Source organism: Pseudomonas sp. P4_B3 (genome assembly GCF_056402295.1).
Window position 1 is genome coordinate 1 of record NZ_JBFUHR010000012.1, and the last position, 16761, is coordinate 16761.

A 16761-nucleotide genomic window follows, 5' to 3' on the forward strand; every position below is an offset into this window, starting at 1 on the left:
TGCCCAGTTCGATACCCAGGCGCAGGGCCGCGACTTCTTCCGTGTGCCGTGAACGGTCTTCGCCCATCTGCCAGGTCCCCTGGCCGATAACCGGGACCCTGGCGCCAGCCAATTCAAGCGTGCGCATGCAAACCTCCTGTGTGTATTCGGTGAAAAGTGTAGGAGCTGCCGCAGGCTGCGATCTTTTGACTTTGATTTTTCAAGATCAAAAGATCGCAGCCTGCGGCAGCTCCTACAGGGACCTTCGGTGTTTATGCGGTCACGGCCTGGTCCACCAGATGGCCATTCTCGATACGGATGTGCCGTGGGTGGAAGCGCTTCAAGCTGCTGCGATGGCCGACGCTGACAATGCTCAACCCCGGCAACTCGTCGATCAGCGCCTGATACAGCGTGGCCTCGTCCTCTTCGTCCATCGCCGAGGTCGCTTCGTCCATGTACAGCCATTGCGGTGCATAAAGCAGCGCACGGGCGAAGGCCAGGCGCTGCTGCTCACCCGGGGACAACATGCGCTGCCAGTGGTTGGCTTCGTCGAGACGGGCAATCAGGTGCGGCAAGCGACAGGTTTCCAAGACCTGCACGTAGCGTTCGTTCGGATAGATATCGCCAGCCTGTGGATAACTGAGAACATCACGCAGGGTGCCAATCGGCAAATACGGTTTTTGCGGCAGGAACAGGTAACGCGCCGCTGGCAGGCGAATACTGCCGTGGCCGGCCGGCCACAGATGGCCCATCGCCCGCAACAAGGTCGACTTGCCGCTGCCGGAACGACCGCTGAGCATCACACGGTCGCCCTCCTCCACGGTCATGTCGGCGTTGGTCAGCAGGTGACGACCTTCAGCCAGGTCGAGGCCGAGGTTGTGCACCTTCAGCACCGAGCCCGAATTCTGTACGTCGATGGCCGGCGCACGCTCTTCGTTGTCACGCATGGCCTGGTGGAAGCTCAGCAGACGATCGCAGGTGGCGCGCCAGGAAGCGAGGCTCTGGTACGCGCTGATGAACCAGCTGAAACTCTCCTGCACATTGCCAAATGCCGAGCTGATTTGCATCAGCTCGCCCAGTTCGATCTTTCCGGAGAGGTAACGCGGCGCGGCAACCATGAAGGGGAAAATGATGGCGGCCTGACTGTAACCGGCGGTGAAGAATGTCAGGCGCTTGGACACCTTCATGATGTCCCAGAAGTTATGCCAGACCATCCCGAAGCGACTGCTCAACCGACGATTTTCGTTCGGCTCGCCGTTGTACAACGCGATGCTTTCGGCATTCTCGCGAATCCGCACCATGGAGAAACGCAGGTCGGCTTCGAAGCGTTGTTGCTGGTTGTTCAGGCCGATCAGGCGACGACCGATCAAATGCGTCAGCCAACTGCCCACCACGGCGTAAACCAGCACGCACCAGAACATGTAGCCGGGAATGGTGATGCCGAATACTTCAATGCTGCCCGACACGCCCCACAGAATGATCGAGAACGACACCAGGCTGACGATATTGCGCAGCAACCCGATCCCCAACTCAAGGGTGTTGGAGGTGAAGTTGTTGAGGTCTTCGGAAATCCGCTGGTCCGGGTTATCGGTGTAACCGCCCTGCTCCAGCTGGTAGTAATTCTTGTCGGCGAGCCAGCGCGCAAAGTGCTTTTCCGTAAGCCATGCCCGCCAGCGGATCGTCAGCATCTGCGTCAGGTAGAGCCGATACACCGCACCGACGATCGCCACCGCCGCAATCGCGCAGAAGTACAGGATCAGTTGCCAGAACGCCGCCTCGTCCTTCTTTTGCAGGGCGTTGTAGAAATCCTTGTACCAGGTGTTGAACCACACCGAGATCCCCACACTGATCAGCGACAACGCAATCACCGCGATCAGCAGCGTCCAGGCCTTGACCTTCTCCTCACTGCGCCAGTAAGGCGTGATCATCGCCCACACTTTGCGAAAAAACTGCCCGCGCACGGCGTCGTTGACCGCAGAATACTCAGCGTTCTGATTCATGGATAAGGCTCGATAGAGAAAAGAACACGCACGAACCGATCATAGATGATCGGTTCGGTTTGTCGTGAGATACGGCCTGCATTCGTTCAGCGCAGGTTCAGCGGCGAACGGGACGCTTCTGCAGTTTGCGCTGCAGGGTGCGACGGTGCATGCCCAGGGCACGGGCCGTGGCCGAGATGTTGCCTTCGTGCTCGGTCAGCACGCGCTGGATGTGCTCCCACTGCAGGCGGTCCACGGACATCGGGTTTTCCGGCACCAGGCTGTCGAGGTCAGCGTGTTCGGACAGCAGCGCCGCCAGCACGTCGTCGGCGTCCGCCGGTTTGCACAGGTAGTTGCAGGCACCGCGCTTGATCGCCTCGACGGCGGTGGCAATGCTCGAATAACCGGTGAGGATCACCACGCGCATTTCCGGGTCCATTTCCAGCAACTTGGGCAGCAGCACCAGGCCGGAATCGCCGTCCATCTTCAGGTCCAGGGCGGCGTAATCCGGCAGATCGGCCTTGGCCAGTTCCAGGCCTTCTTCGGCGGAACTGGCAGTGCTGACGCGAAAACCGCGGCGGGCCATGGCGCGGGCCATGACGCGGGTGAACGTGGCGTCGTCATCGACCAGCAGCAAATGCGGCAGTTCTTCGCCTTCGACTTGGATCTCTTCACTCATGTTCGTCTCCTCGGGCGACACGGGGCAGGCGCAGCTCGGTGAGCGTGCCGCCTTCCTCATGACTGTAGAGTTTCACTGAGCCGCCGGCGCGTGTCACGCTGGCCTTGCTCAAAAACAGGCCCAGGCCGAAGCCTTTGCCCTTGGTGGTAAAAAACGGTTTGCCGATTTGCTCGGCGATGGCCAGCGGCACACCGGCGCCGTGGTCACGAATGCTGATGGTGAGGTTTTCCCAATCCCAGTCCAGCGTCACTTGCAGCCCTTCGGGGCAGGCATCGGCGGCGTTGTTCAACAGATTCAGCAAAGCCTGGGTCAAGTCCGGCGGCGGCGCCATGCGCGGTACCGCGCCCTGGCCGAGGCGCTGGAAGCGATAACTGGCCTCCGGGCGCATCAGGTGCCAGCGATTGAGGGCTTCATCAAGCCAATCGGTGACGTCCTGCATCTCCACCGCCAACCGGCGATTGGCCTCGGCGGCGCGCACCAGATGCTGCAAGGTCTCTTTACACAACTTGACCTGATCCTGCAGCACGCTCAGGTCATCTTGCAACATCGGGTCATGGTGGTCCTGACGCATTTCCTTGAGTAGCACACTCATGGTCGCCAGCGGCGTGCCCAGTTCATGGGCCGCACCGGCGGCCTGGGTGGCGACGGCCAGCAGTTGCTGATCGCGCAGGCCTTCTTCGCGACGAATGGCGCGCAGTTCTTCCTGACGGCGCAGCTCTTCGGCCATGCGCGCGGCGAAGAACGTGATCACTGCGGCGGCGAGGGCGAAGCTCAACCACATCCCGTACACCTGCAGGTTTTCCCGAGCGATCGGGAAGGTTTGCAGTGGGTAGAACTGTGCCAGCAACAGCGTGTACATCGTCAGCGCGATACCCGACAGGATCACCGAATAACGCCATGGCAACGTCACCGCGGCAATGGTCAGCGGCACCAGGTAATAGGAGACGAAGGGGTTGGTCGAGCCGCCGGAGAAATACAGCAAGGCGCTGTGGATAAACAGGTCGCAGGCCAGTTGCACGGCGTATTCGAGCTCGGTCACCGGCCACGAGGTACGCAGGCGAATCGCCGTGAACACGCACAACAGCATCGAACAACCGAGGGTCGCGGCCAATTGAAACCAGGGCAGTGGCAGCAATTGGAGCCAGTAGGCCAGGCCCACGGAACCGGCCTGTGCGGCCAGCACCAAGGTGCGGATGAACGTCAGCCGCCAGAGGTTCTGGCGAGTGGCGGAAGTGATTTGAACGGGGGCGAGCATGAGCTCTCCTGATGAGCGCTCCAGGCGGATCGCAGGGAGTATAACCAAGCGCGGGGGCTGACAGGCAAAAGTGCGGCAAACGGCCACACGCATGGAATGCTTCAAGACGCCTCTTGTAGGAGCTGGCTTGCCAGCGAGGGCTGCGTGTCATTCAACGCTTATTTTGAATGATCCACCGATTTCGCTGGCAAGCCAGCTCCTACAAGGACTACAGGTGCCTCGATCTGTATAGAAGTTGTAACTGTGCGAACCGGAACATAAAAGCTAGAGTCTGATGGTTTCACGCAGGCCCGGACCATACCCCTGCGCACCTTTCAAGGAGCCTTCATGTACAGATTCCGCCGCAGCGCCGCCCTCCTCGCCCTGAGTGCTGGCACCGTCGCCAGCCTCCCGGCCCTGGCTGCCGACGAGCTGCATTACAACCAGATTTCCCTGCGCGCCGAAGTCAGTCAGGAAGTGGCCCGCGACTTGATGATCGTGACCCTCTACACCGAAGAACAGAACAGCGACCCGGCCAAACTCGCCGCCGACGTCAGCACTGCAATGAACAAGGCGCTGGCCCAGGCCAAGAAAGTCAAGGACATCACCCTGCGTCAGGGCAGTCGCAACAGCTACCCGATCTACGATACCAAGGGCCAGAAAATCACCGGCTGGCGCGAGCGCGCCGAATTGCGCCTGGAAAGCTCGGACTTCGCCGCGCTGTCGAAGCTGACCGGCGAACTGCTCACCGACCTGAAAATGGGCGGCATGGACTTCGCCATCGCCACCCCGACCCGCAAAGCCAGCGAAGACGCCCTGCTCAAGGACGCCGTGACCGCCTTCAAGGCCCGCGCCCAACTGGCCACCGACGCCCTCGGCGGCAAGAGCTACAAAATCGTCAACCTGAACCTCAACAGCAACGGTTATCCACAGCCTTACCTGCGCGCGCCGATGATGATGAAAGCCGCCGCCATGGACGCCGCACCAGTGACGCCAGATGTTGAAGCCGGCACCAGCCAGGTCAGCATGACCGCCGATGGATCGATTGAAGTGCTGATGCCTTGATTCGATAGCCTCTAAATAAAAAAAACGGCGATCACTCACATGATCGCCGTTTCTTTTTTTTTTTGAGGGGGGGGCTGTTTTCAGGCATGAGCTATAACTGGAGAGTCCACTGAGAAAAGCCGGCAGTTGCACCGGGTGCAACTGAGATTGATTGGCCACTATCGGTGCAACAATAACCACTCTTATTCACGCCATACCCACCTCACAAAACGGGGTATAAATAAGTAACACCCCGCCCTGATCGGGAGCACCCTGCGCTCAGGACGCACCGTGAAAGTGCGTCGTTTGCACCGTGAAAATGTCGCGCAAACGGTAAAATAAGTCAGGATTTATACAAATGCGACATTAAGGTACGTTCGTACCACCGTTTAAGGCTTGCAGTCACTCTGGATCTTGCATTGGGTATGGCCCCTGCATAAGTATCCGCAGGCACGACTCACGAGGTCGTCCTCTAATTCCAAAAATGACAACAAATCATGAGGCCACCATGCTTAAACACGCGGTCATTCCGTTCTTAGTTGGCGCAAGCTTGCTAGCCAGCGCACCGTTCGCCCAAGCAGCGACTAACCTGGTGTTCTGCTCCGAAGGGAGCCCGGCCGGTTTCGATCCAGGTCAATACACCACCGGAACCGACTTCGACGCCTCTGCAGAAACCATGTTCAACCGCCTGACGCAGTTCGAGCGCGGCGGCACCGCCGTTATTCCTGGTCTGGCAACCAGTTGGGACGTCTCCGATGACGGCCTGACCTACACCTTCCACTTGCGTGAAGGCGTCAAGTTCCACACCACCCCGTATTTCAAGCCGACTCGTGAGTTCAACGCCGACGACGTGCTGTTCACCTTTAATCGCATGATTAACAAGGATGACCCGTTCCGCAAAGCCTACCCGACCGAATTCCCGTACTTCACCGACATGGGGATGGATACCAACATCACCAAGATCGATAAAGTCGACGACAAAACTGTCAAGTTCACCCTCAAAGACGTTGATGCCGCGTTCATCCAGAACATGGCCATGAGCTTCGCCTCGATCCAGTCCGCCGAGTACGCTGCCCAGCTGCTCAAGGAAGGCAAGGCTGCCGACATCAACCAGAAGCCGATCGGCACCGGCCCGTTCGTATTCAAGAGCTACCAGAAAGACTCCAACATCCGCTACTCCGGGAACAAGGACTACTGGAAGCCTGACGACGTGAAGATCGACAACCTGATCTTCGCCATCACCACCGACCCGTCGGTACGTATCCAGAAGCTGAAGAAGAACGAGTGCCAGGTCACCCTGTTCCCTCGTCCGGCCGACCTGAAGGCGCTGCGTGAAGACAAAACCCTGAAGCTGCCTGACCAGGCTGGTTTCAACCTGGGCTACATCGCCTACAACGTGATGCCCAAGGTCAAGGGACAAACCGATGCGAACCCGCTGGCCGAGCTGAAGGTGCGCCAGGCACTGGACATGGCGGTCAACAAGCAACAGATCATCGACTCCGTGTACCAGGGCGCTGGCCAACTGGCCGTCAACGCCATGCCTCCGACCCAGTGGTCCTACGACACCACCATCAAGGATGCGCCGTACAACCCTGAGAAAGCCAAAGAGCTGCTCAAGGAAGCCGGCGTGAAAGATGGTACCGAAATCGTTCTCTGGGCGATGCCGGTGCAGCGTCCATACAACCCGAACGCCAAACTGATGGCAGAAATGCTGCAGTCCGACTGGTCCAAGATCGGCCTCAAGGTCAAGATCCAGAGCTACGAGTGGGGCGAGTACATCAAGCGCTCCAAAGGTGGCGAGAACCAGGCGATGCTGATTGGCTGGAGCGGTGACAATGGTGATCCGGACAACTGGCTGAACGTGCTGTTCGGCTGCGACTCGCTGGAAGGCAACAACTTCTCCAAATGGTGCGACAAGAAGTTTGACGACATCGTCAAGCAAGCCAAGCGCACTTCAGACCAAGGCAAGCGCACCGAGCTCTACAAACAAGCGCAACACGTGCTCAAAGATGCTGTGCCCATGACACCTATCGCTCACTCGACGGTGTTCCAACCCATGCGCGCCAACGTGCAGGATTTCAAGATCAGCCCATTTGGCTTGAACTCCTTCTACGGCGTCAGCGTCAGCAAGTAAGACATTGCTACGGCGACGTTTCTGACGTCGCCGTAGCTTTATCTAACGAGAAAGCAGGAATTTGCCTACATCCAAATCCGCAGCTGACTACAGCATCGGGGGAGGACGCGTTGCCATTTCCTACGAGCCTTTAGGACTTTACGCATTTACTGCCGGACCCGCGGCTCATACCGTCGGGATCCGACCAGTGCATGCGTGGGTCATCGGTTACTGCTGCGTGCATGGCTTGAAATCAATGATGCCTCTACGTCCGCTGACGGGACGGCGGCTCATTGACAACACTTTGAGAGAAAAGGAAGCGTTATGCGCCATACCTTGGTTTTATCCGCATTGCTGGGCACCGGCCTGTTGGCCGCCACTTCCATCAGCCAGGCCGCCAACAACAGCCTGGTGTTCTGCTCCGAAGGCAGTCCCGCCGGTTTCGACACGGCGCAGTACACCACTGCGACCGACAACGACGCCGCCGAACCGCTGTACAACCGGTTGGCAGAGTTTGAAAAAGGCGCGACCAACGTCGTACCGGGCCTGGCCACGAGCTGGGATATTTCCGAGGACGGCCTCAAATACACCTTTCACCTGCGCGAAGGGGTGAAGTTTCATACCACCAAGTACTTCACGCCGACCCGCGATTTCAATGCCGATGACGTGCTGTTCACGTTCAATCGCATGCTCGATCCGCAACAACCTTTCCGTAAGGCTTATCCGACAGAGTTTCCGTACTTCAACGGCATGAGCCTGAACAAGAACATCGCCAAGGTCGAAAAGACCGGGCCGCTGACCGTGGTCATGACGCTCAACAGCGTGGACGCCGCGTTCATCCAGAACATCGCCATGAGCTTCGCCGCCATCCTTTCGGCCGAATACGCCGAAAAGCTGCTGGCCGAAGGCAAGCCGAGCGACATCAACCAGAAGCCGATCGGCACCGGGCCGTTCGTGTTCAAGAGCTACCAGAAAGACTCGAACATCCGTTACACCGGCAACCAGCATTACTGGGACCCGAGCCGGGTCAAGCTCGACAACCTGATTTTCGCCATCAACACCGACGCCTCGGTGCGCGTGCAGAAACTCAAGGCCGGCGAGTGCCAGATCACCCTGCACCCGCGCCCTGCCGATGTGACCGCGCTGAAGAACGACCCGGCCCTGCAACTGATCGAGAAGCCTGGTTTCAACCTCGGCTACATCGCCTACAACGTGCGCCACAAGCCGTTCGACCAGCTCGAAGTGCGCCAGGCGCTGGACATGGCGGTGAACAAGCAAGGCATTCTCAATGCCGTTTATCAGGGTGCGGGGCAACTGGCGGTCAACGCCATGCCGCCGACCCAATGGTCCTACGACGACACGATCAAGGACGTCGCCTACAACCCGGAAAAAGCCAAGGAGCTGCTCAAGGCTGCCGGCGTCAAGGAAGGCACTGAAATCACCCTCTGGGCCATGCCGGTCCAGCGTCCGTACAACCCCAACGCCAAGTTGATGGCCGAGATGCTCCAGGCTGACTGGGCGAAGATCGGCCTCAAGGTCAAGATCGTCAGCTATGAGTGGGGCGAGTACATCAAGCGCACCAAGAACGGCGAACACGACATCAGCCTGATCGGCTGGACTGGTGACAACGGTGATCCGGACAACTGGCTGGGCACGCTCTACAGCTGCGACGCCATTGGCGGCAACAACTACTCGATGTGGTGTGATCCGGCCTACGACAAGCTGATCAAGCAGGCCAAGGTCGTCACCGACCGTGACCAGCGCACCCTGCTCTACAAACAGGCGCAGCAGTACCTCAAGCAGCAGGTGCCGATCACGCCAGTCGCCCACTCAACGGTCAACCAGCCGCTGAGCGCCAAAATCGAAGGGTTCAAGGTGAGCCCGTTCGGTCGCAATGTTTTCTCGGGTGTCAGCATAGAAAAATAACCGATTAGCCAGAAATGCCGGGGGGCGGATTTTCCGCCCTCACGCAGACGCTTTGCCGTCTTTTGCCAATTTGGCTGGCAGCAAACGTTTGCGATGCCGTGAATGAGTTCTAAACCAATAGCCGGATCACAAAAAAAGACCGGCATAAAAAAAGAAAGTAAGGAGCTTTACCCATGAAACTGAGCAGCACCGCGTTATTGGCCTTGGCCATAAGCAGCGTAACCGCCACGGCTTACGCAGAAACCCAAAGCCAGGCTTTCACCCCGGTTACCGTGAACGAGAAAAGCGCCCAAAGCGAAGCCACCGGCTTTGTCGAAGGCCAGTCGATCACTGGCACCACGCGTAACTGGTACGCCAACGAGCAATTGCAACGTGGCGCCAAGTTCGCCTACAAGAAAGACGGCGTTTCGACCCCGACCGATCGCCGGATCAACTGGGTCCAGGGCACCATCCTCAAGTACAACTCGGGCTTCACTGAAGGCACTGTCGGTTTCAGCACTGAAGTCGCCGCCTACAACGCCGTTGCCCTGGACCGGGACCGCAAAGACCTGGCGTCCAACAACGGTGGCGCACCGGGCTCTCGTCCAGGCGCGGGCAACAACCGCACCCTGACCAAGGAAGGCGGCGACGCTCAAGGACAGTGGAGCAAGCTGGGCCTGGCCAACGTCAAGGCCCGTGTCTCCAACAGCACCCTGACTGCCGGCCGCATGAACTTCAGCAGCCCGATGGTCGACGTGATCGGGAACCGTGCACTGCCTTCGAGCTTCCAGGGCGTGGCCATCCACAGCGAAGAACTGAACAACCTGGCCTTCGACCTGGCCACCTTCGACCGCAACTCACCGCGTACCGAAGAAAGCCTGCGCAAATTCCGCACCGAATACGCCAACGGCATCGTCGAAACCGACCACATCTACACCGGCGGTATCACCTACAACCCGCTCGCCAGCCTGACCACCAGCCTCTGGGCGACCCAGGCTGAAGACATCTGGAACCAGTACTACTTCGGCGCCTCTCACGTACTGGGCGACAGCCAGGTACTGAGCCTGACCACCGGCCTGAACTACTACAAAACCAAGGAAACCGGAAAGGCCCTGATCGGCGATATCGACAACGACACCTACTCGCTGTCGTTCGGCCTGACCCACCAGGCCCACACCCTGACCTTCTCGTACCAGGAAGTGAACGGTAACGAGTACTTCGACTACCTGCACGAAACCAACGGCATCTACCTGGCCAACTCCCTGCTGTCGGACTTCAACGGCCCGAACGAAAAATCGTTCCAGGTTGCCTACGGCCTGAACATGGCCGAATACGGCGTACCGGGCCTGAAGTTCAACATCTACCAGGCTCGCGGCTGGGGTATCGACGGTACTCACTACACCGGCAACGGCGGCGTGGCCGGCAAGGGTTACGACGGCATCCAGTCCCAGGATGGCGAACACCACTATGAATACGGCATCGGCGCGACTTACGCCGTGCAGAGCGGCCCGCTCAAGGCCACCACGATCCGCGGCACCTACACCGCTCACCGTGCCAGCGAAAACCAGGCTGACGGCAGCATCAACGAGTTCCGTCTCGTGACCACGGTTCCGTTCAACATCCTGTAATGCCGCTGCCGAACGGCTGATTCATTGACGAGTCGGCCGTTGGGCTTTTGTCCTTTAACTGATTGCAGAGGGTTCTTGATGAAAATGCTTCCCCTACGTGCGGCCATCGCGGCTGCGTTGCTCAGTGTCGCTGTCGGTGTCTCGGCCAAACCCCTGGTGGTTTGTACCGAAAACAGCCCCGAAGGCTTCGACATGGTCCAGTACACGACTGCAGTCACAGCCGATGCGGTGGCCGAAACCATCTTCAATCGCCTGGCAGACTTCAAGCCCGGTACCACCGAAGTGATTCCGGCGCTGGCCGAATCCTGGGATATCAGCGAAGACGGCCTGAGCTACACGTTCCATCTACGTAAAGGCGTCAAGTTCCACACCACCGAATACTTCAAGCCGACCCGCGACATGAATGCCGACGATGTGGTCTGGAGCTTCCAGCGCCAGCTGGACCCGAATCATCCGTGGCACAAACTGTCGAGCGTGGGCTTCCCGTACTTTGAAAGCATGGGCTTCAAGGAGCTGCTCAAGAGCGTCGAGAAAGTCGACGACAACACGGTCAAGTTCACCCTGACCCGTCCTGAAGCACCGTTCCTGGCCGACATCGCCATGGCGTTCTCCTCGATCTATTCCGCCGAGTATGCCGACCAGTTGCTCAAGGCGAACAAGAGCGGTGACCTGAACAACAAGCCGGTCGGCACCGGCCCGTTCGTCTTCCAGCGTTACAACAAGGACGCCCAGGTACGCTTCAAGGCCAACCCGGACTACTTCCGCGGCAAGCCTCCGGCTGATGCGCTGATCCTGGCCATCGCCACCGACAACAACGTGCGCCTGCAGAAGCTAAAGGCAAACGAGTGCCAGGTCGCGCTGTATCCAAAACCGGATGACATTCCGAGCATCAAGAAAGACGACAAGCTGAAAGTCGATGAGCTGAATGCGATGACCGTCGCGTACATCGCCATCAACACCACGCACAAGTACCTGAGCGATGTACGGGTGCGTAAAGCCATCGACATCGCCTTCGACAAGGAAGCGGCTGTCAACGCGCTGTTCGGCAAGGACAATGCAACAGCCGCAGTCAACCCGTTCCCGGACACCCTGCTGGGCTACAACCACACACTGAAGAACCCGGCCCGTGACCTGGACAAGGCCCGCGCCCTGCTCAAGGAAGCCGGCGTACCGGAAGGCACCACCTTCACCCTGTTCACCCGCAACGGAGGCGGTGCAACCAACCCGAACCCGATGCTCGGTGCGCAGATGATGCAGGCCGACCTGGCCAAGGTCGGGATCAAGATCGACATTCGCGTGATGGAATGGGGCGAAATGCTCAAACGCGCGAAAAACGGCGAGCACGACATGGTTTCCGCCGGATGGGCGGGCGATAACGGCGACCCGGATAACTTCCTGACGCCTATGCTCAGTTGTGATGCGGCCAAGAACGGCGAAAACTACGCACGCTGGTGCAATGACAAGTTCCAGGCCCTGATCGATCAGGCCCGGGAAAAAACCGACCCGGCCGAGCGTGCAGCCCTGTACGAGCAGGCCCAGGTCATTTTTAACCAGGACCAGCCGTGGATCAGCTTGGCGCACACTAGAATGTTTACCGCAATGCGCAACAACGTAGAGGGCTATCACATTAGCCCCCTCACCACGAATAACTTCGCCACCACCCAGGTGAAGTAATAAGAAAACTCCCGGCATGCCTGACCCAGGCATGCCGGGCACGCCTAACCGGCTGATGAGGTACAACACACGATGTTTAGTTTTATTGCCCGCCGACTGGGGTTACTGATCCCCACGTTCTTCGGTATCACCTTGCTGACTTTCGCGTTGATTCGCATGATCCCGGGCGACCCCGTGGAAGTCATGATGGGAGAACGTAGGGTCGATCCCGAAATGCACGCTCAGGCAATGGAACGCCTAGGTCTGAACAAACCCCTGTATGCCCAATACCTGGATTACATCGGCAAACTGGCCCACGGCGATCTCGGTGAATCCCTGCGTACCCGTGAAAGCGTCTGGACCGAATTCACCTCTCTGTTCCCCGCGACCCTGGAACTGTCCTCGGCCGCGCTGTTGTTCGCCGGTGTCCTGGGACTCTTGGCCGGAGTGATCGCGGCACTCAAGCGAGGATCCCTGTTCGACCATGGGGTGATGGGCATCTCCCTGGCGGGATATTCGATGCCGATCTTCTGGTGGGGCCTGATCCTGATCATGTTCTTCTCGGTGTCGCTGGGCTGGACCCCAGTGTCCGGGCGGATCGATCTGCTCTACGACATCGAGCCACGCACCGGCTTCATGCTGATCGATACGCTGCTGGCCAATGACGTCAGTGCGTTCTTCGATGCCCTGCACCACCTGATCCTGCCGGCCATCGTGCTGGGTACCATCCCGCTGGCGGTGATCGCGCGGATGACCCGTTCGTCGATGCTCGAAGTGTTGCGTGAAGACTACATTCGCACCGCCAAGGCCAAAGGCCTGTCGCCGTCGCGCGTGGTGTTCGTGCACGGTCTGCGTAACGCGTTGATTCCGGTACTGACCGTGGTTGGCCTGCAAGTCGGCACATTGCTGGCCGGTGCGGTCCTGACCGAAACCATCTTCTCGTGGCCGGGCATCGGCAAATGGCTGATCGAAGCCATTGGCGCCCGGGATTACCCCGTCGTGCAAAACGGCATCCTGTTAATCGCCTGCCTGGTGATTGTGGTCAACTTCGTAGTGGACATCCTCTACGGCTTTGCCAACCCACGCATCCGTCACCAGCGCTGAGATCATGACCATGACCACTCCAATTCCATCGGTAGCAGTCGATCAAAGCCTGCTGTACCCGTCTCCGTACAAAGAATTCTGGCAAGCGTTCTCCAAGAACAAAGGCGCCGTCGCCGGCCTGATGTTCATGCTGCTGGTGATTTTCTGCGCGATCTTCGCCCCGTGGGTTGCCCCTCACGACCCGAGCGAGCAGTACCGCGATTTCCTGCTGACCCCGCCGGCCTGGCTGGAAGGTGGGCAACTGCAATTCCTGCTCGGCACCGACGAACTGGGCCGCGACCTGCTGTCGCGTCTGATCAATGGTTCGCGCCTGTCATTGCTGATCGGCTTGTCGTCGGTGGTGATGTCGCTGATTCCGGGCATCCTGCTGGGCCTGTTCGCCGGGTTCTACCCGCGGATTCTCGGCCCGACCATCATGCGTCTGATGGACATCATGCTGGCCCTGCCATCCCTGCTGCTGGCCGTGGCGATTGTCGCCATCCTCGGCCCTGGCCTGATCAACACCATCATTGCCATCGCCGTGGTTTCGTTGCCGTCCTATGTTCGTCTGACTCGCGCCGCGGTGATGGGCGAGCTGAACCGCGACTACGTGACCGCCGCGCGCCTGGCCGGTGCCGGCCTGCCGCGCCTGATGTTCGTTACCGTGCTGCCTAACTGCATGGCGCCGCTGATCGTTCAGGCCACCCTGAGTTTCTCCTCGGCGATCCTCGATGCCGCCGCACTGGGCTTCCTCGGCCTTGGCGTACAACCGCCAACCCCTGAGTGGGGCACCATGCTGGCTTCGGCCCGCGACTACATCGAACGCGCCTGGTGGGTGGTGAGCCTGCCTGGTTTGACCATTTTGCTCAGCGTGCTGGCAATCAACCTGATGGGCGACGGCCTGCGCGATGCGCTGGACCCGAAACTCAAGAACGCCGCCTGAGGAGATTCCCATGTCACTGTTAGAAATCAAGAATCTCAACGTTCGCTTCGGCGACAAAAACGCCACGCCAGTAGTCGATGGCCTCGACCTGCAAGTGGACAAGGGCGAAGTGCTGGCCATCGTTGGCGAATCGGGTTCCGGCAAGTCCGTGACCATGATGGCGCTGATGGGCCTGATCGAGCATCCGGGGATCGTCACCGCCGACGCCCTGAATTTCGACGGCAAGAACATGCTCAAGCTCAACAATCGCCAGCGTCGACAGATCGTCGGTAAAGACCTGTCCATGGTCTTCCAGGATCCGATGACCGCGCTGAACCCGAGCTACACCGTCGGCTTCCAGATCGAAGAAGTGCTGCGCCTGCACCTGAAAATGTCCGGCAAGGCCGCGCGCAAGCGCGCCATCGAACTGCTGGAAAAAGTTGAAATCCCGGGTGCCGCGAGCCGTATGGACGCCTACCCGCATCAACTGTCCGGTGGTATGAGCCAGCGTGTCGCGATTGCCATGGCGATTGCCGGCGAACCGAAACTGCTGATCGCCGACGAACCGACCACGGCGCTGGACGTCACCATTCAGGCGCAGATCATGGACCTGCTGCTGGCGCTGCAGAAAGAGCAGAACATGGGCCTGGTGCTGATCACCCACGACCTCGCCGTCGTGGCCGAAACCGCCCAGCGCGTGTGCGTGATGTACGCCGGCCAAGCGGTCGAAGTCGGCCAGGTGCCGCAACTGTTCGACATCCCTGCGCACCCGTACAGCGAAGCGCTGCTCAAGGCGATTCCGGAACACAGCCTGGGCGCCTCGCGCCTGTCGACCCTGCCGGGCATCGTTCCCGGTCGCTACGACCGTCCGCAGGGTTGCCTGCTGTCGCCCCGCTGCCCTTACGTGAAAGACAACTGCCGTCAACAACGTCCGGCACTAGACCAGAAAAGCAACAGCCTCGCTCGCTGCTTCTACCCGCTGAACCAGGAGGTGGCGTAATGGCCGTCGTTCTTACCGCCCGCGACCTGACCCGTCACTACGAGGTGTCCCGAGGCCTGTTCAAGGGTCACGCCACTGTGCGCGCCCTCAACGGCGTGTCGTTCGAACTGGAAGCCGGCAAGACCCTCGCTGTCGTAGGCGAGTCGGGTTGCGGCAAGTCCACCCTGGCCCGGGCCTTGACCCTGATCGAAGAGCCGTCCTCCGGTTCCTTGAAAATTGCCGGACAGGAAGTCGCCGGTGCCGACAAGGCCCAGCGCAAACAACTGCGCAAAGACGTGCAGATGGTGTTCCAGAGCCCGTACGCATCGTTGAACCCACGGCAAAAAGTCGGTGATCAGCTTGCAGAGCCATTATTGATCAACACCAACCTCAGCGCCGCGGAACGTCGCGAGAAAGTCCAGGCGATGATGAAGCAGGTGGGCTTGCGTCCCGAGCACTACCAGCGTTATCCGCACATGTTCTCCGGCGGTCAACGCCAGCGGATCGCCCTGGCCCGGGCAATGATGCTGCAACCGAAAGTGCTGGTAGCGGACGAACCGACCTCGGCGCTGGACGTGTCGATTCAGGCGCAGGTGCTCAACCTGTTCATGGATTTGCAGCAGGAGTTCAACACCGCCTATGTGTTCATCTCCCACAACCTGGCGGTGGTACGCCACGTTGCCGACCACGTGATGGTGATGTACCTCGGTCGTCCGGTGGAAATGGGCTCGAAAGAGGACATTTACTCTCGTCCTCTGCACCCCTACACCCAGGCGCTGTTGTCGGCGACGCCAGCCATCCACCCGGATCCGAACAAGCCGAAAATCAAGATCGTCGGCGAATTGCCCAACCCGCTGAACCCGCCGTCCGGCTGCGCTTTCCATAAGCGCTGCCCGTACGCCACCGAGCGTTGCAGCACCGAAGAGCCGGCCCTGCGCCTGCTCGACGGCCGCCAAGTGGCTTGCCACTACGCCGAGCAATTCCTCGACGGCGCGGCATAAAAAACTGTAGGAGCGAGCTTGCTCGCTCCTACAGGGATTGAGTTGCTCAAATTCTTGATGCGTTGACCAAACCCCTTCCGCCTCGATTGCGCATCAGTCAGGCAGAAGGGGGTTTCTTTTACCTGCCATTCAGCGACTACGTCTGGCTGTCACCTTCTTCTTCATCGGAGTCCGGCTCGTCGGTGGTCGAGTCATCGTCGTTGTCAGCACCACCCTGCCCCTGATCTCCCGGCTCCGATTCGGATTTGGCGAGCATCAACCCCGCGTACCCCGCCTGCCCGCTCGAGGCCTGCTCACCGTGATTGGTGCACTCGGCCCACGCCATCGACGTTCCGAGCGAAAGCATCACCAACACCTTCAACAGCAGTAAAACGCGAAACAACCTGTTCATAGCCGATTCCTTCCTTTCGTAGAGTGCCTGTCTGGCGCTGAGTCAAATCTAGTTCCGATCAGTCGGGTTCTCCAGATTGGACGTTGTCGAACCCGCGGAAATGCCCTTGGCTTGGAGACTGGTTTGCTATAAAGGTTATGCCGAAAAAATCAAAGCGTGTTCCGCCGTCCA

The 16761-nt window shown here is 59.4% G+C and carries 13 protein-coding genes and 1 pseudogene; 9 read left to right on the forward strand and 5 right to left on the reverse strand.

Features of this window, described 5'->3' with window-relative positions; all coding sequences use genetic code 11:
• From AC1DWG_RS15700 to AC1DWG_RS15715, 4 genes and pseudogenes are all read right to left on the reverse strand, one after another.
• A pseudogene (locus AC1DWG_RS15700) lies at positions 1-127 on the reverse strand (aldo/keto reductase); the annotation flags it as partial.
• A 124-nt stretch (positions 128-251) separates the two neighbouring features.
• Positions 252-1979: an ABC transporter ATP-binding protein/permease gene (locus AC1DWG_RS15705; RefSeq protein WP_477763208.1), complete on the reverse strand. Its 1728-nt coding sequence runs from the start codon at positions 1977-1979 to the stop codon at positions 252-254.
• Positions 1980-2076: 97 nt separating this feature from the next.
• Entirely contained in the window at positions 2077-2637 is a 561-nt protein-coding gene (locus AC1DWG_RS15710; RefSeq protein ID WP_007981466.1) for a response regulator transcription factor, read from the reverse strand.
• Positions 2630-3892 (reverse strand): ATP-binding protein, encoded by a 1263-nt coding sequence (locus AC1DWG_RS15715; RefSeq protein WP_477759865.1) that lies wholly within the window; start codon positions 3890-3892, stop codon positions 2630-2632. Before AC1DWG_RS15715 ends, AC1DWG_RS15710 begins: the two co-directional genes overlap by 8 nt.
• A 327-nt stretch (positions 3893-4219) precedes the next feature.
• On the opposite strand from AC1DWG_RS15715, the gene AC1DWG_RS15720 reads away from it, so the two are divergent.
• From AC1DWG_RS15720 to AC1DWG_RS15760, 9 genes are all read left to right on the forward strand, one after another.
• A complete protein-coding gene (locus AC1DWG_RS15720) occupies positions 4220-4936 on the forward strand; it encodes an SIMPL domain-containing protein (RefSeq protein WP_477763207.1) in 717 nt (238 codons plus the stop codon).
• A gap of 487 nt (positions 4937-5423) precedes the next feature.
• Positions 5424-7049: an ABC transporter substrate-binding protein gene (locus tag AC1DWG_RS15725; protein WP_477753393.1), complete on the forward strand. Its 1626-nt coding sequence runs from the start codon at positions 5424-5426 to the stop codon at positions 7047-7049.
• Positions 7050-7352: 303 nt separating this feature from the next.
• Positions 7353-8954: an ABC transporter substrate-binding protein gene (locus tag AC1DWG_RS15730; protein WP_477753392.1), complete on the forward strand. Its 1602-nt coding sequence runs from the start codon at positions 7353-7355 to the stop codon at positions 8952-8954.
• A 173-nt stretch (positions 8955-9127) separates the two neighbouring features.
• Positions 9128-10561 carry an OprD family porin gene (locus AC1DWG_RS15735; protein ID WP_477753391.1) on the forward strand — a complete coding sequence of 478 codons (1434 nt, stop codon included), beginning with the start codon at positions 9128-9130 and terminating at the stop codon, positions 10559-10561.
• A gap of 78 nt (positions 10562-10639) precedes the next feature.
• A complete protein-coding gene (locus AC1DWG_RS15740; RefSeq protein WP_477787971.1) occupies positions 10640-12235 on the forward strand; it encodes an ABC transporter substrate-binding protein in 1596 nt (531 codons plus the stop codon).
• Between the two features lie 72 nt (positions 12236-12307).
• The gene (locus AC1DWG_RS15745) at positions 12308-13318 is read left to right on the forward strand and encodes an ABC transporter permease subunit (RefSeq protein ID WP_477763205.1); all 1011 of its coding nucleotides are present in this window, start codon (positions 12308-12310) and stop codon (positions 13316-13318) included.
• 10 nt (positions 13319-13328) lie between these two features.
• Positions 13329-14240, forward strand: coding sequence for an ABC transporter permease subunit (locus tag AC1DWG_RS15750; protein WP_223516079.1), 912 nt, complete (start codon positions 13329-13331; stop codon positions 14238-14240).
• A 10-nt stretch (positions 14241-14250) separates the two neighbouring features.
• Positions 14251-15219, forward strand: a complete 969-nt coding sequence (locus AC1DWG_RS15755; protein ID WP_057716450.1) for an ABC transporter ATP-binding protein — start codon at positions 14251-14253, stop codon at positions 15217-15219.
• Entirely contained in the window at positions 15219-16199 is a 981-nt protein-coding gene (locus AC1DWG_RS15760) for a peptide ABC transporter ATP-binding protein (protein WP_477753386.1), read from the forward strand. The genes AC1DWG_RS15755 and AC1DWG_RS15760 overlap by 1 nt, the downstream gene beginning before the upstream one ends.
• Positions 16200-16335: 136 nt before the next feature.
• On the opposite strand, the gene AC1DWG_RS15765 is transcribed toward AC1DWG_RS15760, so the two are convergent.
• A complete protein-coding gene (locus AC1DWG_RS15765; RefSeq protein ID WP_223454129.1) occupies positions 16336-16590 on the reverse strand; it encodes a hypothetical protein in 255 nt (84 codons plus the stop codon).
• Positions 16591-16761: the final 171 nt, after the last annotated feature.